At 67.3% G+C, this 24,617-nt stretch carries 17 protein-coding genes; 8 read left to right on the top strand and 9 right to left on the bottom strand.

Annotated elements, in window-relative coordinates; translation table 11 throughout:
* Positions 1–14 precede the first annotated feature (14 nt).
* Entirely contained in the window at positions 15–2,378 is a 2,364-nt protein-coding gene (locus tag HB724_RS05230; RefSeq protein ID WP_213979851.1) for a glycoside hydrolase family 95 protein, read from the bottom strand.
* A gap of 129 nt (positions 2,379–2,507) precedes the next feature.
* On the opposite strand from HB724_RS05230, the gene HB724_RS05235 reads away from it, so the two are divergent.
* The 6 genes from HB724_RS05235 (at position 2,508) to HB724_RS05260 (ending at position 15,051) form a co-directional block, all read left to right on the top strand.
* A complete protein-coding gene (locus HB724_RS05235) occupies positions 2,508–3,269 on the top strand; it encodes a FadR/GntR family transcriptional regulator (RefSeq protein ID WP_213979852.1) in 762 nt (253 codons plus the stop codon).
* Between the two features lie 94 nt (positions 3,270–3,363).
* On the top strand, positions 3,364–4,608 hold the full coding sequence (gene manD, locus HB724_RS05240) for a D-mannonate dehydratase ManD (protein ID WP_213979853.1): 1,245 nt from the start codon (positions 3,364–3,366) through the stop codon (positions 4,606–4,608).
* Positions 4,605–8,132 (top strand): malectin domain-containing carbohydrate-binding protein, encoded by a 3,528-nt coding sequence (locus tag HB724_RS05245; protein ID WP_213979854.1) that lies wholly within the window; start codon positions 4,605–4,607, stop codon positions 8,130–8,132. The genes manD and HB724_RS05245 overlap by 4 nt, the downstream gene beginning before the upstream one ends.
* Positions 8,133–8,331: 199 nt before the next feature.
* Positions 8,332–10,938 carry a TonB-dependent receptor gene (locus tag HB724_RS05250; RefSeq protein WP_213979855.1) on the top strand — a complete coding sequence of 869 codons (2,607 nt, stop codon included), beginning with the start codon at positions 8,332–8,334 and terminating at the stop codon, positions 10,936–10,938.
* 56 nt (positions 10,939–10,994) lie between these two features.
* Entirely contained in the window at positions 10,995–12,257 is a 1,263-nt protein-coding gene (locus HB724_RS05255; RefSeq protein WP_213979856.1) for a hypothetical protein, read from the top strand.
* Between the two features lie 133 nt (positions 12,258–12,390).
* Positions 12,391–15,051: a glycoside hydrolase family 2 TIM barrel-domain containing protein gene (locus tag HB724_RS05260; protein ID WP_213979857.1), complete on the top strand. Its 2,661-nt coding sequence runs from the start codon at positions 12,391–12,393 to the stop codon at positions 15,049–15,051.
* A 12-nt stretch (positions 15,052–15,063) separates the two neighbouring features.
* On the opposite strand, the gene HB724_RS05265 is transcribed toward HB724_RS05260, so the two are convergent.
* The 5 genes from HB724_RS05265 to HB724_RS05285 are packed head-to-tail and all read right to left on the bottom strand — an operon-like array spanning position 15,064 to position 18,816.
* The gene (locus HB724_RS05265; protein WP_213979858.1) at positions 15,064–15,450 is read right to left on the bottom strand and encodes an L-rhamnose mutarotase; all 387 of its coding nucleotides are present in this window, start codon (positions 15,448–15,450) and stop codon (positions 15,064–15,066) included.
* A complete protein-coding gene (locus HB724_RS05270) occupies positions 15,447–16,178 on the bottom strand; it encodes an SDR family oxidoreductase (RefSeq protein ID WP_213979859.1) in 732 nt (243 codons plus the stop codon). The genes HB724_RS05265 and HB724_RS05270 overlap by 4 nt, the downstream gene beginning before the upstream one ends.
* Positions 16,179–16,199: 21 nt before the next feature.
* A complete protein-coding gene (locus tag HB724_RS05275; protein ID WP_213979860.1) occupies positions 16,200–17,225 on the bottom strand; it encodes an aldo/keto reductase in 1,026 nt (341 codons plus the stop codon).
* 59 nt (positions 17,226–17,284) lie between these two features.
* Positions 17,285–18,118, bottom strand: a complete 834-nt coding sequence (locus HB724_RS05280) for an amidohydrolase family protein (protein WP_213979861.1) — start codon at positions 18,116–18,118, stop codon at positions 17,285–17,287.
* The gene (locus HB724_RS05285) at positions 18,118–18,816 is read right to left on the bottom strand and encodes a GntR family transcriptional regulator (RefSeq protein WP_213979862.1); all 699 of its coding nucleotides are present in this window, start codon (positions 18,814–18,816) and stop codon (positions 18,118–18,120) included. Before HB724_RS05285 ends, HB724_RS05280 begins: the two co-directional genes overlap by 1 nt.
* Before the next feature lie 75 nt (positions 18,817–18,891).
* Between HB724_RS05285 and HB724_RS05290 the strand changes: the two genes are divergently transcribed.
* Together HB724_RS05290 and HB724_RS05295 are read left to right on the top strand one after the other, a co-directional pair.
* Complete coding sequence (locus HB724_RS05290) at positions 18,892–20,025, top strand: enolase C-terminal domain-like protein (RefSeq protein WP_213979863.1); 1,134 nt, start codon at positions 18,892–18,894, stop codon at positions 20,023–20,025.
* Between the two features lie 63 nt (positions 20,026–20,088).
* Positions 20,089–21,387 carry an MFS transporter gene (locus HB724_RS05295; protein WP_256731335.1) on the top strand — a complete coding sequence of 433 codons (1,299 nt, stop codon included), beginning with the start codon at positions 20,089–20,091 and terminating at the stop codon, positions 21,385–21,387.
* Between the two features lie 129 nt (positions 21,388–21,516).
* Here HB724_RS05295 and HB724_RS05300 read toward each other — a convergent pair whose 3' ends face one another.
* The 3 genes from HB724_RS05300 to HB724_RS05310 are packed head-to-tail and all read right to left on the bottom strand — an operon-like array spanning position 21,517 to position 24,617.
* Positions 21,517–22,287 carry an enoyl-CoA hydratase/isomerase family protein gene (locus HB724_RS05300; RefSeq protein ID WP_213979864.1) on the bottom strand — a complete coding sequence of 257 codons (771 nt, stop codon included), beginning with the start codon at positions 22,285–22,287 and terminating at the stop codon, positions 21,517–21,519.
* Positions 22,288–22,293: 6 nt separating this feature from the next.
* Positions 22,294–23,430 carry an extracellular solute-binding protein gene (locus tag HB724_RS05305; protein ID WP_213979865.1) on the bottom strand — a complete coding sequence of 379 codons (1,137 nt, stop codon included), beginning with the start codon at positions 23,428–23,430 and terminating at the stop codon, positions 22,294–22,296.
* Positions 23,430–24,617: a CoA transferase gene (locus HB724_RS05310; RefSeq protein WP_213979866.1), complete on the bottom strand. Its 1,188-nt coding sequence runs from the start codon at positions 24,615–24,617 to the stop codon at positions 23,430–23,432. The genes HB724_RS05305 and HB724_RS05310 overlap by 1 nt, the downstream gene beginning before the upstream one ends.

A 24,617-nucleotide genomic window follows, 5' to 3' on the forward strand; every position in this document is an offset into this window, starting at 1 on the left:
GAAAACCTGTCAGATCAGTTCAGATCGGAGGCAGTCAGCGTAATGGGCTGACCCTGTCTGAGCACGATTTCCTTCGTCTTTCCGGCGCAGCGGACCACGCGCTTGCCACCGGCTTCCGGATGGAGCGTGACCGAATCGAGCGTGCCGTCCTTCCAGGCGAGATCGATCGCGCACGCCCCCCGCACGCGCACGCCGCGCAGCGCGCCCGTCGGCCAGGCCTTGGGCAAGGCGGGCAGCACATCGATCAGATCCCCCCGGCTCTGCACCAGCATCTCGGTCAGCGCGGCGGTGCCGCCGAAGATGCAGTCGATCTGGAACGGCGCATGGTGCCCCAGCATGCCCGGGGCACCGGGGTCGGCCTGGATCAGGCGGAGCATCATGTGGTGGGCCTGCTCGGGCTCGCGGAAATGCGCCCAGAGCGCGGTGCGCCAGGCAAGCGCCCAGCCGGTCGCCTCGGTCCCGCGCAGCTCGAGCGATCGCCGGGCGGCGCGCACCAGATCGGGCGTGTCGTCGAGGTTGATCTGCTGGCTGGGATAGACGGCATAGAGGTGCGAGGTGTGGCGATGCGTCGGCTCGACGGCGTCGGCGTCCCAATCGGCGAGCCATTCCTGGAGCTGGCCGTTCTTGCCGACCTGATGCGGCGCGAGCCTGGCGCGCATCGCCGCGAGCTGCGGGCGCAGGTCGGCGTCGAGGCCGAGCAGCTTCGCAGACGCGGCGGTGCGATCGAACAGGTCGCGCAGGATCTGCATGTCGAGCGCGGGCCCGGCGCAGAGCGTGCTGCCATGGCCATGGTCATTCTCGGGCGAGACCGAAGGACAGGTGACCATCCAGCCGCTCTTCGGATCCTTCACCAGCGCATCGAGGAAGAACAGCGAGGCGCCGCGGAGCAGTGGGTAGATGCGGCGCAGATAGGCCTTGTCGCGGTGGAAGTCGTAATGATCCCAGAGCTGGACGCTCAGCCAGGCGGCGCCCGTCGGCCATAGCCCGGTGCGGGCATGGTCGATCGGCCCCGAGGCGCGCCACAGATCGGTATTATGGTGCGCCACCCAGCCGCGCGCGCCGTACAGGTTCTTCGCCGTATAGGCGCCCGAGACCGCGAGCTCCTCGATCATCGCCACCAGCGGCTCGATGCATTCGGGCAGGTTCGCAGTATCGACCGGCCAGTAATTCATCTCGGTATTGATGTTGATCGTGTATTTCGAGCCCCAGGGCGGCCGGTTGCTCTCGTTCCAGATGCCCTGGAGGTTCGATGGCTCCGATCCGGCGCGCGACGAGCAGATCAGCAGATAGCGGCCGAACTGGAAGAACAGCGCGGCCAGCTCGGGATCGGCGCGGTCGAGCGCATGGCCGGCGCGCGCATCGGTCGCGAGCGTGGCGGCGCGGCTGGTGCCGAGGTCGATCGAGACGCGGCGGAACAGCCGGCGGTGCTCGGCGCTGTGGTCGTCGCGAAGCTGGGTCCAGGATTTGCGCGCGGCGGCGGCAAGCTGCGCGCGCACGATCGCCTGGGGATCGCCCGAGACGTCGACCGGCGACTTGAAGCTGCTCGCGGCGGCCAGCAGGATGGTGACCGAGCGTGCGCCGCGCACCTGTACCACCGCGCCATCATGGCCGACCGTGCCGCCGTCGGCGACGATCTGCGCGCGGGTCTCGAAGCGGAGCTTGCCGGGGATGCCCCGATCCGAATTGTTGACGCCGCTCAGCACCAGGGTCGATTCGCCCTCCACGGTGGCGGTCGCGCGCTGGCCGGTGCCGAACGAGCAGTTCAGCGCCATCGGGCCACCTTCGGCGCGGACCTGGATCGCGATCACCTGATCGACGGGGGAGCTCAGGACTTCGCGGATATAGGTGACGTTGCCCGAGACGAAGCGCGTGCGGCTGATCGCGGCGTCGAGATCCAGCTCGCGCCGGTATTCCTCGACCGGCGTCTCCTCGACATCGACCAGGTCGAGCCACAGGTCGCCAAGCGACTGATAGGACATCTCGCGCATCGGGATCGACTGGACGTGCTGCTCGGCATAGGCTTCGGCCTCGGCATATTTGCCGGCGAAGATCATCTCGCGCACCTTGGGCAGGGCTTCGCGCGCGTCCGGATTGAGGTGCTGATAGGGGCTGCCGGACCAGAAGCGCCCTTCGTTGAGCTGGAGCCGTTCGAGCTTGATGTTGCCGAACACCATCGCGCCCAGCCGGCCATTGCCGATCGGATGGGCTTCGGGCCAGGTGCCTGCCGGCTTGTTGTGCCACACCGTCCAGCGCTGCGGATTCGCATCCCCCGGCGCATCGCCGCCTGCGGCCGTGCCCTGCGCCGCCGCGCGCGCCGCCGTGGCGGTCAGCGTTGCGGCAAGGCCCGCTTCCAGCACTTCGCGCCGACTGATCTCCATTCCGCTCCCTCCTCATCGATATATCTGATAACTTGCGTGTGAGTAGCTTGATAGGATCGTCTCTGCAATCGGACCGGATGACAGTTTCCACGCCACCGGATAAGGAGGCCGGAGACAGGGAGGACCAGAATGGCGGGCAAGCCCGAACCGCAGAAGCTGTACCAGGCGATCATCGCCACGCTGCAGGGCGAGATCGCCGAGGGCCGCTATGCCACCGGCGAGCGGCTGCCGCCCGAGCGCGCGCTGGTCGAGCGCTTCCAGGTCAGCCGCCTGACGGTCCGCGAGGCGATGATCGGCATGGAGATCATGGGGCTGGTCGAGGCGCGGCGCGGCTCGGGAGTCTATGTCACCGAACGCGGCCGGGAAATGCTGTCCTCTGCCGAACTCGACATCGGTGCCTTCGAGCTCACCGAGGCGCGCCGGCTGGTAGAGGGGGAGTGCGCGGCCCTGGCGGCACTCACTGCCGACGAGGACGATGTCGCTGCGCTGCGCGACATTCTCGATCGCATGGAGGCGGAGAACCGGCAGGAAGGCCGCCAGGACGAAGTGGCCGATCGCGAATTCCACGTCCGCATCGCCCAGGCCACGCGCAACGAGGCGATGGTGCTGGTGATCGAGACGTTGTGGGATGTGCGCTATCGCTCGCCGTTGTGCATGGAGATGCTTCAGCGTTCGCGGGAGGCGGGCGTGAACCCGCGCATCGACGACCATCGGACGATCGTCGATGCGATCGCCGCCAGGGATCCCGCGCTGGCGCGGCGCGTGATGCGCGATCATCTGGGGCGCGTCATCGAGAACCTGCTCACCGCGACCGAGCTCGACGCGATCAAGCGGGTGCGGCGCGAGGCCGCCGAACTGCGCGACCGGACGCAGCGCTTTTCGGCTGTCTGACAGGGCGCCTTGCCACGCGGCGCCCGCCGTGCAAGATATCTGACCAATTAAACATGTGGTCAGATCATTGCGAGTCGGCCGCGCAGGAGGTGCAATGTCGTTCGATTCCGCTGCCGTTGGCGGCAGCCCGCTCAAGATCCGTGACGCGCGCGTCATCGTCACGTCGCCCGGCCGCAACTTCGTCACGCTCAAGATCGAGACGGACCAGGGTGTCCATGGCATCGGCGACGCGACGCTGAACGGACGCGAGCTTTCGGTCGTCTCGTACCTCCAGGATCATGTCGTCCCCAATCTGATCGGCCGCGACGCGCACCGGATCGAGGACATCTGGCAGTTCCTCTATCGCGGCGCCTATTGGCGGCGCGGCCCGGTGACGATGACCGCCATCGCCGCGGTCGACACCGCTTTGTGGGACATCAAGGCCAAGGCGGCGAACATGCCGCTCTATCAGCTTCTCGGCGGCCGCTCGCGTGACGGCGTGCTCGTCTATGGCCATGCCAATGGCGCGGACATCGAGGAAACGGTCGACCAGGTCGGGCGCTATATCGACATGGGCTATCGCGCGGTGCGCGCGCAGAGCGGCATCCCCGGCGTGAAGGGTGCATATGGCGTGGGCCGCGGCGACCTCTATTACGAGCCGGCCGACGGCACGCTGCCGACCGAGACGCTCTGGTCGACCAGCGCCTATCTCCAGCATGCGCCCAAGCTGTTCGAGGCGGTGCGCGCGGCGCATGGCCCGGCGGTCGAACTGCTCCACGACGTCCATCACCGCCTGACTCCGATCGAGGCAGCGCGGCTGGGCAAGGCGCTGGAGCCGTTCCGCCTGTTCTGGATGGAGGATTCGACGCCGGCCGAGAACCAGGAGGCGTTCAGGCTGATCCGCCAGCATACGGTGACGCCGCTCGCGGTGGGCGAGATCTTCAACACGATCCACGATTGCCGCGAGCTGATCCAGAACCAGCTCATCGACTATATCCGCACCACCGTCGTCCATGCCGGCGGCATCACCCATCTGCGCCGCATTGCCGATCTCGCCTCGCTCTATCAGGTGCGGACCGGCAGCCATGGCGCGACCGACCTGTCGCCGGTGTGCATGGGCGCCGCGCTGCACTTCGATACCTGGGTGCCCAATTTCGGCATCCAGGAATATATGCGCCACACGCCGGAGACCGACGAGGTCTTCCCGCACGATTACAGCTTCGACGACGGCTATCTGCGCGTCGGCGAGCGGCCCGGGCACGGCGTCGATATCGATGAGACGCTGGCGGCGCGCTATCCCTATGAGCCCAAGCAGCTCCCCGTGGCGCGGCTGACCGACGGCACGCTCTGGAATTGGTGAGCCTGGCCCGCCTGTTCCGCGCGGCAGCCCTGCTGCTGGCGCTGCTCGCCCTGCCGCCGGCGGCGCAGGCCCGCGACGTCCGCGAGGACCGGCTGGTCGAGGGCGGCTGGCGCTCGGCGGTGTTCGATGCCGATGCCGAGGGGCGCATGCCTGTTGCGGACGGCTTCGAGCATGCCGGGTTCGACGATCGCGCCTGGACGCCGGTCTCGGTCCCGCACAATTGGCAGGGCTATTCCTACGATCGCCAGGTGGTGAAGGGTGCGCGCCACGGCACCGCCTGGTATCGCACGCATCTGAAGATCGCCGCGCCCAGGGGCGACGAGCGCGTCTTCCTGATGCTCGAAGGCGCCGCCAGCTATGCGGCGGTGTGGCTCAACGGCAAGCCGGTCGGGCGGCACGGCGGCGGGCTGGTGAGCTTCACGCTCGACGTGACCGATGCGGTGAAGGCGGGCGACAATCTGCTCGCGGTGCGCACCGATAATCCCGCCGACATCCAGGATCTGCCCTGGACCTCGGGCGACGACGGCAATGACGGCGGCTGCTGCGAAGGCTCGCAGCCCTTCGGCATCTTCCGCCCGGTCCATGTGATCCGCACCAGCGCGCTGCGGGTGCGCCCGTTCGGCATCTATGCCTGGGGCGAGATCGGCAATATCGATGCGGCGCGCGCCGACCTGACCGCGCGCGCCGAGATCGAGAATCTCTCGGCACGGCCACGCGCCTTCGATCTCGTCACCCAGATGATCGATCCCGAGGGGCGCGTGGTTGCGGAGCAGCGCGCCGCGCATCGGCTCGCGCCCGGCGAGAGCGGCCAGTTCGATCATGCCTTGCCGCGGATCCCCGGCCCGCGCCTCTGGTCGCCGGCATCGCCGACACTCTATACCCTGCGCACGCGGCTGATGGAGAATGGCCGCGTCGTCGATGAGGCGAGCACGCCCTATGGCATCCGCACCGTCGAGATCCGCGTCCAGGCCGATGGCAGCCGCCGGCTCTATCTGAACGGCGCGCCCTTCGTGGTGCGCGGCATCGCCGAATATGAGCATCTGCTCGGCGGCTCGCACGCCTTCTCGCCCGAGCAGGTGGCGGCGCGCGTCGGGCAGGTCGAGGCGGCTGGGTTCAACGCCTTTCGCGACGGCCACTATCCGCATAATTTCCGGTATGGCGACAAGCTCGCGAAGGACGGCGTGCTGTGGTGGACCCAGTTCAGCGCGCATCTCTGGTTCGACAGCGCGGCGTTCCGCGCCAGTTTCAAGAGCCTGATGACCGATTGGGTGCGCGAGCGGCGCAACAATCCCGCGGTGTTCCTCTGGGGCCTCCAGAACGAAAGCCGCCTGCCGCCCGAATTCGCGCAGGAGATGGTCGCCGTCATCCGCCAACTCGATCCCACCGCCTCGAAGCAGCGCCTGGTCACCACCTGCAACGGCGGCGACGGCGCCGACTGGAACGTGCCGCAGAACTGGTCGGGCACCTATGGCGGCGATCCCGACAAATATGGCGACGAACTGATCAAGCAGGCGCTGGTCGGCGAATATGGCGCGTGGCGCTCGCTCGAGCTGCACGGCGAGCCGCCCTATGCCGATGGCGTGCTGTCCGAGACGCGCATGGCCGCGCTGATGCAGAAAAAGGCGCGGCTGGCCGAGAGCGTGGGCGATCGCAGCGTCGGCGAGTTCCACTGGCTGCTCGCCACGCACGAGAATCCGGGCCGGCCGATGCGCTCCGACGGCACCCAGATCTGGGACGGCGTGCGCGAGCTCGATCATATCGGCCCGGCGAACAATAAGGGGCTGATGACGCTCTGGGGCGAGCCGCTCGACGTCTATTACATGTTCCGCGCGCGCCAGGTGCCGGCGAGCGTTTCGCCGATGGTCTATATCGTCTCGCACACCTGGCCGGATCGCTGGAGCGGGCCGGGCGTCAAATCGGGGATCGAAGTCTATTCGAACTGCGACGAGGTCGAGCTGTTCAACGATCCCGCCGGCCGCATCAGCCTGGGCCGCAAGCGTCGCGACGGCGAGGAGCGGTTCCGCTGGGACGGTGTCGATGTACGCTATGATACGCTTGCCGCGACCTGCCTGGTCGATGGCGCGGTCAAGGCGCGCGACACGATCACGCTCGACAACCTGCCGCCGGCACCCGACAGCGCCGCTCCGGCCGCCGCGTCGATCACTGCGCGCGCGCCCGGCGCACACTATATATACCGCGTCAATGTCGGCGGGCCGGAGACGGTCGATGCCGCCGGCAATGTCTGGCTAGCCGATCGCCATCTCGTGCCCGGCGCGCGCTGGGGCTGGCAGAGCTGGGCGGATGCCTATCCGGACCTCGACCCGCAGCTCGGCAGCCGTCGCAAGACCTTCGACCGGATCGAGGGCACGGACGCCCCGGCGCTGTTCCAGAGCTTCCGCTATGGCCGCGACCGGCTGCGCTACAGCTTCGCGGTGCCCGACGGCAGCTATCGCATCGAGCTCTATTTCGTGGAGCCCTGGTACGGCCGGGCCGGCATCGACGCGCGCGGCTGGCGGCTGTTCGACGTGGCGGTCAACGGACGCACGCTGATCCGCGATCTCGACATCTTCAAGGAAGCCGGATTCGACCATGCGCTGAGGAAGGTCGTCACGGCCCGTGCCGAGGGCGGCAAGCTGGTGATCGATTTCCCGCGAGTCGCGGCGGGGCAGGCGATCCTGGCCGCCGTTGCGATCGCGTCGGACAAGACGCTGCCCGCGGTGCAGGGCGACGGCACCGATCTCATCGCACCCGTGGCACCCTCGGCCGGGGAAGCGCGCAGCTATCTCGACAATGGCGATTCCGTCTTCGCCAAGGGGGATGAACGCTGGAGCGGCCTGTCGCACGAGTTGCTCGACAGCGACTGGGTACGGCCGGTGGCGGGGCAGGCCGGCGGCGCCATGGTGACGGTGCGCGTGGAGGCGGATCTCTATCTTCCGATCGTCGCCGGTGCGGCAGTTCCGCCCGGCTGGCAGGATTCGCCGTTGGTCGGCGCGATCGGCGACAAGCCGCATCGCTTCGTGACGCGCCGCGCCAAGGCGGGCGAGAGCGTGCCGATCCCGGCCGGCGTGCCGGTGCTGGTCCGCCGCGATCTGGTTTCGCCCTATGCGCCCGGTGCGTTCAGCTTCTCGCGCGACAAGGGACTTACCGAGGCCGAGGCGGGCACGGTCGCCGCCACCAACGCGACGGTCCGCAGCGCGATCAAGGGCTATGGCGGGCAGGGCTATGTCCTGCTCGGCGAGGGTGCCGCGCGACTCGGCTGGAAGATCCAGACGGGCCTTGCCGGGCGCCACCGTTTCACGATCCGCTATGCGCTGCCGCAAGGCCGCTCGGTCGCGGCCACGCTGGTGCTGCGCGACGCGAGCGGCATCGTCGCGGCATCCGCGCCCGTCCGGTTCGAAGGGAGCGAGGGCTGGCAATCCGCGGCGGCCGAAACCGCCGCGATGATCAATGCGGGGGATTATTCCGCGTCGCTGGAAGTCGGCGACGGCGCCGGCCTCGCCATCGATTCGCTGCGCCTGGATTGATCGTTCTCGCCGTCTCGAAGGGGCCGAAGGGACGCCCGTTGCAAAGCTGCAACAACTCTTGGAAAGTGACTTTCGTGTATGAAAGCGCTTGACTGAAATACCAATTGGTCTGATTGATATTGATAATGAAGCCATAAGAAGGCGCGGAAAGCGCTTCCGTCGCTTGGGAGAGGTTCAGATGTCTGATAAGTTTTCGTTGTTGAGCTCTGTTGCGTTCATTGCGTTTGCAGTCGCCTCGCCGGCCCATGCGCAGGATGCGGCGGCTGCTGCCCCGGTGGCGCAGGATGCGCAGCCGACCGAGCAGGAAAGTGCCGCCGACGAGATCGTCGTCACCGGCCTGCGCAGCTCCCTGAGCAATGCCGCCAACCTGAAGCGCACGTCCAACCAGATCCAGGATTCGATCGTCGCCGAGGATATCGGCAAGCTGCCCGACACCAACATCGCCGAGCTGATGCAGCGCATCCCGGGCGTCCAGATCGCCCGCAACACGCGCGGCGAGGGCAATGGCTATGTCGTGCATGGCCTGAAGCAGGTGATGACCACGGTGAACGGGCGCCAGCTCTTCACCGTGACCAACCGCAGCGCGACGCTGCTCGATTTCTCGGCCGATATCCTGTCGGGCCTCGACGTCTACAAGACCGCGACGGCCGACCAGATCGAGGGCGGCCTGGGCGGCCTGATCAACATCCACACGGCGCGGCCGTTCGATTTCAAGGGCTTCCACCTCTCCGCCACCGGGTCGGGCGCCTATAGCGAGTTCCAGGACAAGATCTCGCCGCGCCTGTCGGGCGTGGTCAGCGATCGGTTCGAGACCGGCGCGGGCGAGATCGGCGTGCTGTTCGGCGGCCAGTATGAGCGCGTCTATTCGGGCGGCTACCAGGTTTCGACCAACGCCTATGCCAACACCACCAGCCTCTATGATCGCGACGGCGACGGCACGTTCAACGCGACTCCGGCCGATGCCGGCGACACGGTGCAGATCCCCAGCCAGATCCGTCCGCGTTACGAGACCGGCGACCGGGTGCGCTCCACCATCTATGGCGCGGTCCAATGGGCGCCGTCGCCGGATCTCACCTTCCATGCCGACGTGACCCGGAGCCATTCGGGCGGCCACAGCTTCACCCAGCAGATCTCGGTGCAGGCCGACGCCCAGACGCGCGGCGTGCCGTCCTCGTTCGTCTACAAGGATGCCCCGAACGGCGACGTCCCGGATTCCTACACGCTCACCAACGCGCTGGTCCGCTCGGTGACCGGCGCCAGCGACAATCCCTACAACACCACGTCGGTAGGCGTCGGCTTCGATTGGCACAGCGGCGCGCTGACGCTCTCGGGCGAGGGGGCCTATGTCGACAGCTCGGGGCCGTTCTATTCGCGCAGCATCGCGATCCAGACCCGCGCGCCGACCGCTACGGTCGATCTTTCGGGCAGGACGCCGACCGTCGACGTCACCGGCGTCGATCTGACCTCGGCGAGCAGCTATACCGGCGCGGTCACCTATTCGGACCTCGGCCAGCAGAGCAGCGGCCGCGAGCCGTCCTTCCGCCTCGACGCCAAATATGAAGTCAATGGCGGCCCGATCACCGGGCTGATGGCCGGCGTGCGCTATGCCCGTCACCGCGCGATCAACGACGTCTACAGCATCAGCCCGACGGTGACGCTCACCCAGCCGCTCGCCTCGGTGACCGAGCTGACGCCCAACGACCTGTTCACCAACCAGAACCAGCCGATCAGCCAGTGGCTCGCGATTTCCGATCGCTACATCAAGGATGCGACCGAGACGCGCGCGCTCGCCGGCGTGCCGCTGGTCGATCAGCCCTATCCGCTGACCAACCACTATAATTATCTCGAGAATGTCTGGGCGCTCTACGGCGAGGCGGAGTTCGCCTTCAACCTGGGCGTGCCCATCGACGGCAATCTCGGCCTGCGCTACGTCAGCACCAAGAACCAGCAGAGCGTGTACGACGCCACGCTGCGCCCGGTCGAAGGCGAGGCGAGCTACAATAACTGGCTGCCGAGCGTGAACGTCCGGGCGAAATTCACGCCCAACCTGTTCCTGCGCCTGGCCTATTCGAAGGCGATCACGCGCCCGGATTTCGGCAACCTCTCGCCGGCGCTGGTGCTCAACGCGCTCAGCGAGACGGGCAGCGGCGGCAATCCGGACCTGCAGCCGACCAAGGCCGACCAGTATGACCTCTCGCTCGAATATTATTTCGGCAAGTCGAACTACCTGGCCGGCGCGCTGTTCCAGAAGAACGTGACGGGCTTCGTCCAGAAATTCTCGGTGGACGAGGTGATCGACGGCACGACCTATTCGATCAGCCGTCCGCGCAACACCGGATCGGGCAAGATCAAGGGCTTCGAGATCACCTATCAGCAGTTCTTCGATTTCCTGCCCAGCTTCCTGAGCGGCCTCGGCTTCCAGGGCAACTACACCTATGTCGACAGCTCGCTGCCGGTGGTGGGGCAGTCGATCACGGTGCCGGCCGACCTGCTTTCGAAGAATTCCTACAATCTGACCGGCATCTACGAGAAGGGGCCGATCTCGCTCCACGTCTCGTACAACTGGCGCTCGAAGAGCGTGCAGACCAACTTCTCCGACAATTTCGGCCGGACCTTGTGGAATGCCCCGCAGGATTCGCTCGATTTCTCGGCGACCTACAGCATCAACCAGAATGTGCAGCTCAAGTTCGACGTGGTGAACCTGACGACCGCCTACCAGTTTCAATATTATGGGTCGCCGGACCTGCCCACCGTGGCGAACCAGCTCGATCGGAGCTATCAGATGGGCATCCACGTCAATTTCTGATCGGGACAACAGCTAAAGGGGAGGGCCGGAAGTGGAGACGCTTCCGGCCCTTTTTCATGATGCGCAAGACAGCTTCGCTTCTGCTCGCCCTCGCGGCGCTCCATGCCGTGCCGGCCCGGGCGCAGCTCGACGGCAATTTCGACGAAGCCAGGGTCGCGCCCTATCGATTGCCCGATCCGCTGGTGATGGCGGACGGGACTGCGGTGCGCACCGCGGCGCAATGGCGCGAACGGCGCCGCCCGGAGCTTGTCCGGCTGTTCGAGCGCAATATCTACGGGATCAGCCCGCCCGCGCCGCGCGGGATGCGGTTCGTGGTGACGGAGACGAGCGCGAACGCGCTCGGCGGCCTCGCGGTGCGCAAGCAGATCCGCATCCATCTGGACGGAACCGCCGGCGGGCCGCAGATGTCGGTGCTGATCTATCTGCCGGCCCATGCGCGCGGGCCGGTGCCGATGTTCGTCGGCCCCAACTTTCACGGCAACCAGTCGATATCCGCCGATCCGGCCATCGCCATCACGCCGAACTGGGTGACGCCGGCCGAGGGCATCGCCAAGAACCGCGCCACGCTCCATTCGCGCGGTACCGACGCTTCGGAATGGCCGATCGAGCGTATCCTGAAGGCGGGCTACGGCGTCGCGACCTATTTCACCGGCGATCTCTATCCCGATGGCGACAACCAGTTCGCCCAGAGCATCCAGCCCTGGTATCGCACCAGCCCCTCGGCACCCGATCATTGGGGCGCGATCGCGACCTGGGCCTGGGGGCTGAGCCGGGTCTACGACTATCTGGCGACCGACCGCGCCGTCGATGCGAAGCGCGTCATCGTCATCGGCCATTCGCGCTACGGCAAGGCGGCGCTATGGGCCGGCGCGCGCGACACGCGCTTCGCCGCGGTGATCTCGAACGATTCGGGCGAGGGCGGGGCGTCGCTCTACCGGCGCAATTTCGGCGAGACGATCCGGGTGATGAACAATTACTGGTTCGCGCCGACCTACAAGACCTTCTCCGAGCGCGAGGCCGAGCTGCCGGTCGACGCGCACGAGCTGATCGCGCTGGTGGCGCCGCGCCCGGTCTATATCGGCGCGGCGAGCGAGGATCTCTGGGCGGATCCGCTTGGGCAGTTCCTGGCGGCCAAGGCGGCCGGGCCGGTCTATCGCCTGCTCGGCGTCGAGGGGCTGGCGGCGGACGCGATGCCGGCGCCGGGCCAGGCGATCCAGTCGCGGATCGCCTTTCACCTGCGCGTCGGCCCCCATGCCATCACCGCGTGGGACTGGGACAATTACCTCCGCTTCGCCGACAAGTTCCTGCCGCCGCGCTAACGCCGGACGATCGCGCCGTTATTATCGGTCATGGGTTGAATCGACTCTTCAGATATTTCATAACGTCGTTCTGATATCGCAAGGCGGCAATCGGACAAGCCGCGGCCAATCGGCAGAATCGGGGGAGAGACGGATGGTTTTCGCGCGTTCCTGGCTGGCACGGATGCTGCTGGCCTGCCTGATGCTCGCGTTGCCGTCCGTCCCGGCATCGGCCGATCCGGGCCGGACCGAAGTGTCTCTCGCCCAGGGTTGGCGCTTCCATCTCGGCGCCGTGACAGGCGATGCCACTGCGCCGTCGTTCGACGATAGCGGCTGGGAACGCGTGGCGGTGCCGCACACCTGGAACAAGGTGGGCAATTACGGTGAGGCGCGCCGCCCGGACGCGAACGTCACGCGCGGGGTCGGCTGGTATCGCCTCAAGTTCCAGGCGCCCCAGGCGACCACCGACAAGCGCTTCTATCTCCAGTTCGATGCCGCGAGCATCGTCTCCGAAGTGTGGCTCAACGGCCGGAAGCTCGGCGGCCATGCCGGCGCGTTCAGCCGCTTCCGGCTCGACGCCACCGCCGCGATCCGCCGCGGCGGCGACAATGTGCTGACCGTCAGGGTCGACAATTCCAAGCCCGAGCCCGGCAGCGCCACCGAGTTCGTCGTGCCCATCTCGGGCGATTTCTTCATGTATGGCGGGCTCTATCGCCCCGTCGCGCTGATCGTGACCGGCGCGGCGCATGTCGACCTGCTCGATCATGGCGGCCCCGGCATCTACGGCCATGTGACCAGCCTGAGCGACGCGAGCGCCGGCGTCGCCGTGCTCACGCGCCTGCGCAACGAAGGCGCGTCCGCCACGAACCTCACCGTGCGGACCCTGGTGGCCGATGCGCAGGGCCGCGAAGTCGCGCGCACCGAGCGCCGCGTGCAGGTGCGGCCCGGCGCCTTGGCCGAAAGCCAGGCCGATCTCGCCATCGCGTCGCCGCATCGCTGGGACGGCACCGCCGATCCCTATCTGTATCGCGCCACCGTCGAGGTGATCGGCGCGAAGGGCGCCGTGCTCGATCGCGTGGCGCAGCCGCTCGGGCTGCGCACCGTCGCGGTCGATCCGAACCGCGGCTTCATCCTGAACGGCAAGCCGCTCAAGCTCCACGGCGTCACCCGCCACCAGGACCGGCAGGACAAGGGCTGGGCGCTCTCCAACGCCGATCATGCCGAGGACATGGGGCTGATCCGCGAGATGGGCGCGAACAGCGTGCGGCTGTCGCACTACAACCATGCCGAGCCCTTTTACGACCTGGCCGATCAGGACGGCATGATCCTGTGGGCCGAGCTGGGGCTGGTGAACCTCGCCTCGATCCCCGGCAAGGCCGATACGCCGCCCGAGATGAAGGCGAGCGCCGAGGCGCAGCTCGTCGAGCTGATCCGCCAGAATTACAACCATCCCTCCGTCGCCTTCTGGTCGATCGGCAACGAGATCACCAACTGGGCGTCGAAGGGGATCACCCCTTCCAACGCGCAGCCGCTGATGAACGCGCTCGACGCGCTGGCGCATCAGGAGGACAAGACCCGGCCGACGACGATCGCGGTATGCTGCGAGACGCTGCCCGGCGAGAAGGACGACGGGCGCGACCGCACTTCGGGCACCGCCGATACGGTCGGCTACAACCATTATTTCGGCTGGTACGGCGCGGGCGGAGTCGAGAGCGCCGCGCGGCTCGGCGAAGTCATGCTGGGGCTGCACAAGGAGCGTCCGAACCAGCCGGTCGGCGTCGGCGAATATGGCGCGGGCAGCGCCGTCACCCAGCATACCGACAATGTCCATGGCGGCCGCGTCGAGAGCATCGCCCGGCCTCAGCCCGAGGAATATGAGGCGGCGGTCCACGAAGTCGCGTGGAAGAGCATGGCGTCCTTCGATTTCCTCTGGGGCACCTATGTCTGGCAGATGTTCGACGCCACCAGCGACCTGCGCTTCGAAGGCGACAGCACCGACATCAACACCAAGGGGCTGGTGACCTTCGACCGCAAGACGCGGAAGGACGCCTTCTATTTCTACAAGGCGGCCTGGACGACCGCGCCGATGATCTACCTGACCAGCCGCCGCTATGTGGACCGTGCCTATCCGGTGGTCGACGTGCGGGCCTATAGCAACGCGGCGAAGGCCAGCCTGACGCTCAACGGCCGTGCGATCGGCAGCGTGGCCTGTGCCGACCATATCTGCACCTGGCCGGGCGTGCGGCTCGATCGCGGCGACAATGTGCTGGCGGCGAGCGTCGAGGGGGCGAGCGATCGCATCACCTGGCGCTATGCCGGCCCCGACCGCGCGCTGCATATCCGCGCGGGCACGCTGACCGGCGCGACGCTTGCCGACGGCACCCGCTACGGATCGGACGACTTCTTCGACGGCGGCACCGGCATCACGCTCAATCCCTATAAATATGCGCTCTACGTGATGCCCAAGCCCGAAAAGGGAACCCGGCAGGTGCTGGGAACGCAGACGCCCGATCTCTATGCGAGCTGGCGCAGCGGCGCGCGCTTCAGCTACGCGCTGCCGCTGCCGAACGGGCGCTACAAGGTGACGCTGCACCTGTTCGATCCGGTCGAGACGGTGGCCGGCAAGCGCGTCTTCACCGTGACGGCGGGCGGCGGCAAGCCGGTGACGATCGATCCGGTGGCGAAGGCCGGCGCGGGAATGACCGCGACGACGCTCGACCTGCCGGCGATGGTGACCGACGGCACGCTGCGGCTGGATTTCGCGGGGAAGGTGGGCGAGGCGCTGGTGTCGGCGATCGATGTGGTCGCCTATTGACCCGCTTTCCCCTCATTCGGCAGGCGGCGTATCCAGTCCCTTGTGGTCGGTGAGCCGGAAGATCCGGTCCATCGGGAACCAGGTGCCGTCCGGACCCGCCGCGGGGATCGGCTGCTGGAACTGCCGCATCCGCCTTTCCCACGATACGACCGCGGGATTGGCGGCATCCATCTTCGCCTTCTCCTCTTCCGAGAAGGAATCGCTCGCCTCGATGATCATGAACATGCGGTTCCCCGCACGATAGATCTCCATGTTCTCGATGCCGGCGTCGCGGATCGACTGGGTCACTTTGGGGAAGGTGTTCCCCACTTGGTGCCAGCGCTCATATTCGGCGATCAGCGCGGCATCGTCGACCAGGTCGAGCGCGAGGACGATGCGCCGAGTGTTGGAGCGGGTCATGCGTTGGTCCAGCCGCCGTCGATGATGTTCACCGTGCCGGTGGTATAGGCCGAAAGGTCGCTGCCGAGATAGAGCGCGAGCTCGGCGATCTCCGTGCCCTTGCCGACGCGGCCCATCGGCTGGCGGGCGACGAACTCGGCGCGGGCCTTGTCGGCATCGCCGGTGGCGGCCAGCCGCTCGTCGAGCGACGGCGACTGCACGGTGCCCGGGCAGATCGCGTTGCAGCGGACGCCCTGGGTCACGTAATCGAGCGCCACCGATTTGGTGAGGCCGATCACCGCCGCCTTGGACGCGCCATAGACGAAGCGGTTCGCCACCCCGATCACCGATCCGGCGACCGACGACATGTTGACGATCGATCCGCCGCCGCGCGCGATCATGCCGGGCAGGAAGGCGCGGATCATCCGATAGGCGGACTTGACGTTGAGATCGAACGAGAAGTCGAAATCGGGCTCCTCGGTGGTCAGGATCGTGCCGGCATGGACGAAGCCGGCGCAGTTGAACAGGATGTCGACCTGGCCGATCTTCTCGCCGAACGCGCGGATCGCGTCGCCGTCGAGCAGGTTGAGGACATGCGTCTCGCAGCCCGTGAGCGTGGCGAGGGTCTGTTCGTTGATGTCGGCGGCGATGACGCGGGCGCCCTCGCGCGCGAACAGCTCGGCGCTGGCGCGGCCGATGCCCTGGCCCGCGGCGGTGACTATGGCGATCTTGCCTTCGAGACGTCCCATCTGGATTGCTTTCCTGTTCGTTCAGAGAGTGGCGGGGGCCGGCTGCGGGACCGGTGCGTCCACGCGGATCAGGCCGCGTTCCTTGAGGTCGCTCCACAGCGCGGGCGGGATGGCGAGACCCATCAGCCGCACCGCCTCGGCCACCTGGCGCGGGCTGTTCATGCCGGGGATCACCGAGACGACCTGGGGATGCGCCAGCGGGAATTGCAGTGCGGCGGCGGCCATCGGCACGCCGTGCGCCGCGCAGGCATCCTCGATCGCGCCGACGCGGTCGATGATCGCCTGGGGCGCGGGTTCGTAATTATAATGGAGCTCGCCGCCGTGCCGCACGCCCTTGGCGAGGATGCCCGAATTATAGGGGCCGCCGAGCACGATCTTCACGTCGCGCTTCTCGCACAGCGGCAGGAAGGTCGCGAGCGAATCCTGTTCGAGCAGCGTGTAGCGGCCGGCCAGCAGGACGACGTCGAGATCGCCTTCGCCCAGCACTTCCTCGCATATCTCATACTCGTTGACGCCGAGCCCGATCGCACCGACCGCGCCGCCGTCGCGCAGCTCGCGCATCGCCCGATAGCCGCCGTCCATGAACTCGCGGAAGCGGGCGGGGTGATCGTCGCCATGGGTGAAGCGGCCGATGTCGTGCGCGTAGAGAATGTCGATGCGGTCGCGGCGCAGCCGGCGGCGGCTCGCCTCATAGGAGCGCATGATCGAATCATAGCTATAGTCGAACACGCTCTGGACCGGCTCGGGCGTGACGAAGCCCTGGCGGAGCGCGCCGAGATCGGTGCCGGCGGGGACGGGATCGAGCCGGCGGCCAACCTTGGTCGAGAGGACCGAGGTCTCGCCCGGATCGATCTCCGGCAGCGTCGCGCCCAGCCGCTTCTCGCTGAGGCCGAAGCCGTAATGCGGCGCGGTGTCGAAATAGCGCATGCCCGCGTCCCAGGCGGCGCGGACCGTCTCGGCGGCATTCTCCTCGCTCATCGCGCGATAGAGATTGCCGATCGCCCCGGCACCGAAGCCGAGGGTTCCGAGCGCGTTGAGATCCACCATGGAGACGATCCTGCTAAAGCCGACTGATATATCAGCTAAAGCAATTCATACGTCAGCCGTCAATCGGCGATGCCGTAAAAGGCGACCCCCACGCGCTCGAAAAGATTGGCTTTCGCCTCTTCGCCGGACGGCGCGGCGAGATCGAGCGCCACCTGCACCCAATCGGCGTAACTGTCCCCGGCATGGAGCAGCACCGGCCAATCGCTGCCCCACATCAGCCGGTCCGGGAAATGCTCGGCGAGATGGGCGACATAGGGGGCGAGGTCGGCCGCCGGCTGTCCGGGGGCCTGTTCGGTCCGGAGACCGGAGAGCTTGCAATAGAGGTTGGGCAGGGCCGCCAGCGCGGCGATGTCGTCGCGCCAGGGATCGAGCTCGCCGCGCGCCGCGAAGGGCTTGGCGCCATGGTCGATCACGATCGGCAGGTCGGGCCAGCGGGTGGCGAATTGACGGAGCGGCGCCAGGTGGCGCGGCTGGACCAGCGCATCGAAGCTGAGGCCGTTCGCGAGCATCGCCTCGATCGACGGCGCGATCTCCGAACGCAGGATCCAGTCGCTGTCGTCGATCGACTGGAGCATCGGCCGCAGTCCGCGCAGCTTCGGCCGCGCGGCAAGCTCGGCGATCCGCGCCGGCGCATCGGGCCGTTCGAAATCGACCCAGCCGACGATCGCCTTGACCAGCGGATCGGGGCCGGCCGCTTCGAACATCCAGTCGGTGTCGCGATCGTCGGGCTGGGACTGGACCAGCACGCTTCCCACCAGTTCCAGGCCCTGTGCCGCGTCGCGCAGGTCGTCCGGCAGGAAATCGCGATGGATCGCCGGCCATTCGGCATCGGGCCAGCTCTGTCCCGGACCGCCGATCTTCCAGAAATGCTGGTGCGCGTCGAGAACCCGCATCAGAACATGCCGAGGATGCGCTGGAGCGCCGCCTGGAAATGGTTCGAGACGGCGGCTTCGGCGGCGGCCGCGTCGCGCGCCCTGGCGGCTTCGAGGATCTCGAGATGCTCGCGCAGCGTGCGCAGCGCCAGCGGCTGGGTGACCAGCCGTTCGAGGCGGATCAGCGTCACGTAATTCTTGAGGCGCCGCGCGGTTGTCTCGATCAGCGGATTGCGCAGGCTCGTAATCATGCCGCCGTGGAGCCGCTCTTCGAGCTCGCCCAGCCGATCGAGCGCTTCGGCGTCGAATCCGCTCCGCTCGATATCCTCGATCAGCGCCTTGTGGTCGGCGATCAGCGCCGCCACGGTTTCGACGCCCGCGGTCTCGGCATAGGTGCGCGCCGCCGCGCGCTCGATGATCGTGCGGAACTGATAGGTGCTGCGCGCCAGCTCCAGGTCCGGCTTCAGGAACTGGATGCCCGAGCGCGGATGGATGGTGAGCACGCCTTCCGCCTCCAGCACCCGCAGCGCATCGCGCAGCGGCTGGACGGGAATGTCGAGCAGATTCACCAGGTCGTTCTGTGAAACGAACGCGCCCGCAGGCACCTTCCGGTCGAAAAGACCCTCCAGAACCTTGTCATAGGCGATGTCGCTCAGACGACGGGTATCAGGGGCTTCGCGGGTTCCCGCCGAATTAGCCAAAGATGCCGCTTGCGTCATTCTGTCCCCTGTCATATCTCAAACAGGTAACTGATATTTCAATACCTGTCCAACGCCTAGAGTGTAGTGGGGAAAATGCGCATAGTCGACTTCCGTATCACCCGTTTCCAGTTCCTGCGCGACCGTGTGATCGGCGACAGCCAGGTGCGCGCGGATGATGTTCATGTCGCGGCGCTCGAACTGATCGGCGAGCGCGGCGATATCGGGCTCGGTTTCGTGCAGAGCCTGTTCCATCCGCTTCCCTCCGAAGCGGAACTGGTTCGCGTGTTCCGCGAAGAGGTATGGCCGGGCCTGGAGGGGCAGGCGGCCGGCGCGCTGGCGCATCGCGTCAATCGCCCGCGCGGCGGCAATGTCCGCCGCCTTTCCGTGCCGTTCGAAGAGGCGCTTCAACAGGCGGTGTGGGATCTCTTCGCCAAGTCGCTGGGAATGCCGCTGTGGAAGCTGCTGGGCGGCCGGCGCGATCATGTCCGCGGCTATGCCAGCGGGCTCGATTTCCACCTGCCGGACGATGATTTCTCGGCACTGTTCGAGACAGCGCTGTCTCAGGGCTTCACGGCGTTCAAGATCAAGGTCGGCCATTCCGATCTCGACCGCGACATCCACCGGCTCGATCTGCTGCGCAATGTGGCGGGGCCGGACGCGACGATGATGATCGACGCCAACGAAGCCTGGTCGCCGAAGCAGACGATCGCGAACCTCGAAGCCATGCGCCGCGCGGGGCACGACATCTTCTGGGTCGAGGATCCGGTGCTGCGCCACGATTTCGAGGGGCTGAAGCTGCTGCGCCAGACCGCCGGCGCGACGCTGATAAATTCGGGCGAATATCTCGATGTGTCGGGCAAGCGCCAGTTGCTCCAGGCGGGCGGCGCCGATCTGCTCAACGTCCATGGCCATGTCACCGACGTGATGCGGATCGGCTGGCTGGCGGCGGAGTTCGGCGTGCCGATCACGCTGGGCAACAGCTTCCTCGAGATCGGCGTCAACATGGCGGTGGCGCTGCCCGAGGTCGAATGGGTCGAATACAGCTACCAGAATTTCGACCATCTCGTGGAGACGCCCTTCGCCATCCGCGACGGCAACATCCATGCGTCGCGGGCGCCCGGCCACGGCCTGGTGCTGAGCGAGGATGCGCGCCGCGACTGGCGCCGTCCGGAAATTCTCGACAAGGCCGAACTCGGCGAGGCCCCGCGCCAGATCTACCTGGGCTGATCCCGGGATCGCACCGCAGGCGAGGCTCCCGTCAAGAGGGGCCGGCCGGCATCGGAGAGATATATGGAAGAGACCGCCGTTCCGCCCTCGGCCGAAGGCTTCGCCAATCTGATGCATGAGCCGGCGCATGCCGTAGGCCGCGCAAAATGGGTGCTGCTGGTTTCGCTGACCCTGGTCTTCTTCGTGCTGCTCGCGCTCTATTCGGGCGTGCTCTCGGTGCTGCTGCCCAACCAGATCCAGATGCTGGATCCGGGCGGCAAGGAGCGCAACCTTGCGATCGTCTTCGCGATCACCTCGGTATTCAGCACACTCGCGACGCCGATCGCCGGCGCGCTTTCGGATCGCACCCGCACGCGCTGGGGGCGGCGGACGCCGTGGATCGTGATCGGCGCGCTGATCGGCGCCGCGAGCCTGTTCGCGGTGTCGCAGGTGCAGAGCTTCTGGATGATCACCGCGCTGTGGGTCGTCTCGGCGGTCGCGCTCAATGCGATGCAGGCGGCGATCACCACGATCGTCGCCGATCGCTTCCCGGAGCGCGAGCGCGGCACCGTCTCGGGCTTTGTCGGCGCCGGCATGACCGCCGGGCTCACCGCGGGTACGGTGGTGGGCGGCATCACGGCCTCGCACCTGGTCACGGCCTATGCGCTGTTCGCCGGCGCGATCGCGGTGGTGTGCCTGTTGTTCGTGGTGCTGAACCCTGAGCCGCGGGTTCCGGTCGCCGCGCCCGAGCCCTTCCGCGCGGATTCGTTCCTCAAGAGCTTCTGGGTGAGCCCGCGCAGGCATCCTGATTTCGCCTGGGCGTTCCTGGGGCGCTTCACCATCTATATGGGCTATCAGGGCATCGTCACCTATCTGCTCTATATCCTCCAGGATCATATCCATCTGTCGATCGACGAGGCGAACCGGACGATCGCGGCGCTCTCCTCGGTCACCTTCGTCGCGCTGGTGATCTCGGGCTTCGCCTCGGGGTTCGTCTCGGACAGGATCGGCCGGCGCAAGCCGCTGGTGTTCCTCTCCAGCGTGATCATGGGCATGGCGCTGCTGGTGCCGCTGCTGCTGCCGACGGTGGAGGGCATGTACGGCTATGCGGTGCTGATCGGGCTCGGCTACGGCGCCTTCATGTCGGTCGACATGGCGCTGATGACCCAGGTGCTGCCCAAGCGCGCGGCGGGCGACGATTCCACCGGCAAGGATCTGGGCCTGCTCACCACCGCGATCAACATCCCGCAGATCATCAGCCCGGTGCTGGCGCTGATGCTGCTCAAGGCGACCGGCAATGATTACGGCGTGCTGTTCATCGCGGCGATGGTGTTCGTGTTCGCGGGGTCGTTCTTCGTCTGGCCGATCCGGTCGGTGAAGTAACGCCTGCTCTCTCCCTCTCCCCTTTGGGGAGAGGGCCGGGGAGAGGGGCAGTGTGTCTTGACCTGCGAGCGGAGGAGGAGGGGCTGTCGTCCTGCCCCTCTCCCAACCCTCTCCCCGGAGGGGAGAGGGCTATCGGCGCTTGAAGACGGGCGCGCGCTTTTCCTTGAAGGCGGCGCGGCCTTCCAGCGCGTCCTCGGTCGCGAAGCAGATCGTCTGGAGGTCGCGCTCATATTGCATCGCCTTGTCGAGCGGCATCGAGAAGGCGGCGCGCAGGTTGAGCTTGGCGGTCTCCGCCGCGATCGGCGCGCGCGACGCGATCGTCTCGGCCAGCGCGCGGGCGCGGTCCAGCAGCGCCTCGGGCTCCACCACTTCGCTCACCAGGCCCCAGGCGAGGGCCTGATCGGCGTCGATCGGATCGCCGGTCATGATCATCTTGGCCGCGTTCGACATGCCGATCGAATGCGCCAGGAACGCCGCCATGCCGCCGCCGCCGATCCAGCCGAGCTTGATCTCGGGCGCGGCGAACCTGGCGTTGGACGAGGCGATGCGGATGTCGCACGACAGCGCCGTCTCCAGCCCGCCGCCCAGCGCATAGCCGTTCACCGCCGCGATGCTGGGCTTCAGCAGATGGTGGATCGCGTCGCAATAATCGGCGCGGTTGCGGAAGTCCCAAGGGGTCGCATAGCTGTCGAGCTCGGCGATGTCCGACCCGGCGCAGAACGCCTTGGGGCCCGCGCCGGTGACGATCACGCAGCGCACCCGATCGTCGCGGTTGCATTCCTCGGCCGCCGCGACGATCGCCTTGGACATGGCCGGGGTGGCGGCGTTGAGCTTCTCGGGACGGTTGAGCGTGATCGTCGCGACATGGCCGTCGATCGAGAAGAGCAGATTGTCGGTCATCGGGGATTACCTTTCGGTGCCGGGCGTCCGGCTCTTGGCATAGGCGTCCTGCAGCGCGTCGAGGATCGCGCGGTGCGGCCGGCCCTCGGCCAGCCCGTCGCGGATCAGCGCCGAGGCTGCGGTCTGGAAGGCGATCGCGCCGTCATGGCGGGGCCGCACAAAGGCATGCTCCAGCGTCTCGGCGGTATCGCGGTAGAAGGAGCCCCAGCGCGCGTTGACCCCCGCATCGGCCCATGCCGCGCGCAGGCTCGGCTGGCCGTCATGTGCGGGGATGAAGCCGATCTGCGCCTCGGCGCTCATCAGCCAGCGCAGATGGTCGAGCAGCGCGGGCGACACATCGGCGCGGGCGGAGATGCCGATGCCGGTGCCGCCCAGCGTCGATCCGGCACGCCCGCCCGCCTCGGCGCGCGGCGCGTCGGCGAAGCGCAGCGCCTGCCCGGCAAGCGGCGCGGCATAGTTCACATAGCCATAGACCAGCGGGCAGAGCGCGACTTCGTTCGTCCCCGCCATCGCCCCGAGCAGCCCGATCGGATTAAGCTCCTTCACCGAGATGGGCGTGCGCGCGGCGAGATCGGCCATCAGGTCGAGCACGCGCGGACCCACCGCGTCGCCGACGAAACGCTCGGGATCGGCCTCGGCGGGGGGATCGCCGAATGCGGCGGCGATCGACTGGAAGCTCAGTGCCGCATGCGGTCCCGCAAGCGACAGCGCCACCGGCTTCGCCAGCGCCCGCACCTCGCCCCAGGTGACGGGCACGGGGCCGTCGAGCAGGTCGGGCCGGCAGACCATGACCTGGGTCGCGGCGTCGAGCGGCAGCGCCCAGTGCTTGCCGGCATAGCGATAGCTGCTGAGCGACGGCCCGATCGCGCTGCGGCCGATCGCGGCCAGCTCCTGCGGATCGAACAGGCTCTCCAGCGGCCGGAGACAGTTCGAGGCCACCGCTTCGCCGACATGCGGATGATCGAGCACCACCAGATCGTAGCGGGCGCATAGATCCGCGATCGGATGCGTCTCGAAGCCTTCGAGCGGCTGCTTGTCCCAATCGATCGCCAGCCCGTCGCGATCCTCGTCGAGCCGGGCCGCCGCCGCCGCGAGGGCGTTATAGCCGCGCGGATGGTCCCAGGTAAGCGCGCGATACCGCATCAGTCCTGCCGCACCGCTCCGGAGGCGAGCAGCGCGTCGATCGCCACCGCGTCGAACCCGGCCTCGGCCAGCACCTCGCGGCTATGCTCGCCGATCTGCGGCGCGCCGCGCTCGACGGTGGTCGGAGTCTTGGAGAAGCGGATCGGGAAGCCCGGCGTCTTCACCCGGCCTTCGCTGGGATGGTCGTACTCGACGAAGGTCTCGTTATGCGCGATCTGCGGATCGGCAACCACATCGGCATAGCCATAGACCGGGCCGGCCCAGATATCGTGCTGGCGGAACAGGTCGAGCCACTCCGCATTGCTCCTGGCGGTCAGCCGCCTGGCGACGGCCGCGAAGATCGCGTCGCGGTGCGTCCAGCTGTCGGTCTCGTCGTCCATGCCGGCGAAGCTCGGCTCGCCGATCAGTTCGCCCAGCTTCTCCAGATTGGCGAAGGCCATGGCGATGAAGCCGTCGGCGGTCGCGAACGTGCCGTAGGGCGCGCGGATATAGCAATGCGCGTGCGGCTCGGCCGAGCGGGTCTGCGGCTTGTGGCCGGCGGTGAAGACCGACATTTCCTGCATCTGGAAGGTCACGACCGCGTCGAGCATGTTGACCTGCACGAGCTGCCCTTCGCCGGTCCGCTCCCGGTGGAGCAGCGCGGCCAGCGCGCCCTCGAACGCCGCATAGGCGGTCACCGCGTCGGCGAGGAACTGGCCGGCGGGGGCGGGGGGATCGCTCTCGCGCCCCGCCGAGAGCATCGCGCCCGACATCGCCTGTAGCAGCAGATCCTGCCCCGGATGGCTGACATAGGGCCCGCTCTCGCCATAGCCGGACATCGAGACATAGACGAGGCGCGGATTGATCGCGGAGAGGGTCTCGTAATCCACGCCCAGCCGCTTCGCCACGCCGGGGCGATAGTTCTGGATGAAGATATCGGCGGTCTTCACCAGCTCCAGCAGCACCGCCTTGCCGTCCCCGGACTTGAGGTCGATCGCCAGGCTGCGCTTGTTGCGGTTCAGCGAGAGGAACGAGGTGTTGATGCGGTTGCCGGTCGCGCCGCCGGCCGCGCGGAAGCGCTGCCATTCGCCGCCGGTCGGCTCCACCTTCACCACGTCGGCGCCCAGATCGCCCAGGCGCTGCGCCGCGAAGGGGCCCGCCATCGCGATGGAGCAATCGAGTACGCGATAGCCGCTCAGGATACCCAT

Source organism: Sphingomonas sp. dw_22, from assembly GCF_018449795.1.
GTDB lineage: Bacteria > Pseudomonadota > Alphaproteobacteria > Sphingomonadales > Sphingomonadaceae > Sphingomonas.